Here is a 1,081-nt window from a genome sequence, read left to right on the forward strand (position 1 = left end):
TTTTCAAAAAGCAACCTTGTCCATTGTCTGCTGACAGTGGACTTTAAAACGCTTTTTTCCAGTCCTTGAATAACTTCTTGAAGCTTATCAATGACGGCTTCCAATGTTTGGAAAGCCTTGTTTTTAAAACCTCGTTTTCGAATTTCTTTCCAGACTTGTTCAATAGGGTTCATTTCTGGTGTATAAGGTGGGATAAAAGCCAACTCAATATTACTTGGAATCTCTAAGGTACTTGATTTATGCCATATAGCATTATCCATGACAAGTAAAATATAGTCATCTGGATAAGCTTGTGAGACTTGCCGTAGAAATTCATTGATCCACTCAGTATTGCATCCTCCAGCAATGAGGAAAAAGGAATCTCCTGTCTGAGCATCTACTGCCCCATAACAATAGCGATATTCTCGCATATAATGACTAGGAATGCTAGGTCGGATTCCTTGAGGAGCCCAACAAGAACTCATCTTACTGATTCTTCCGAAACCAGCTTCATCTTGGTACATCAAACGTACTTTGTTATAAGTCCCCTCTTCTTTAAAGCGCTTACTTAAGGTCTCGAATGTAGATTTTATTTTTAGACGTCTCAATTGTCTGAGCGTCTGCCTTCTTGGGATGCTCAGGTCGAGGAGTGACCGTTCGCCAACCATGTCGTTTCAGGAGATAATAGAAACCATCACGTGTGGAAGTGCGACCAATCTCTTTTTGATAGGCTTCAAATAACTGATTGACAGTTACAAATTCCCCAGCCTGAGCAGCTTCTATATGACGTTTTAGAAATGCTTGTTCTTCTTCGTAAGTCATATATTCTCTATGACGTCCACCACGGGTCTCCTGAAGAAGCGCTTCTAAACCAAACTCCTTATATTTTTTCAAATTCCTCCAAACAGTTGTTTTATTGCAATCTAGCAAATCCATGATTTCCTTATAACTCTTTTCTTTTGAGCGAAAATAAATAATCTGTAGACGTTTGTGATATTTGGCGTACGATGAATCTCTTAGGAGTTGTTCAATTTTTTGTGTTTCTTCGTTTGTAAGTTTCATAACTACTATTATAAGATGTTTTTTGATTTTAGTCCAGTAT

1 protein-coding gene is annotated in these 1,081 nt (G+C 38.0%); it reads right to left on the minus strand.

Annotated features, from left to right (window positions below; translation table 11 throughout):
- Positions 1–1,041 (minus strand): IS630 family transposase gene (locus B4W83_RS00865; protein ID WP_087148658.1). Its coding sequence is split into 2 segments (ribosomal slippage), with 1,043 coding nucleotides annotated over them: positions 1–546 and positions 545–1,041; the frame shifts between segments, so codons are not numbered across the junction. This gene is flagged as partial in the annotation.
- Positions 1,042–1,081 lie beyond the last annotated feature (40 nt).

This window comes from Streptococcus pseudopneumoniae ATCC BAA-960 = CCUG 49455 (assembly GCF_002087075.1).
Classification (GTDB): Bacteria; Bacillota; Bacilli; order Lactobacillales; family Streptococcaceae; genus Streptococcus; species Streptococcus pseudopneumoniae.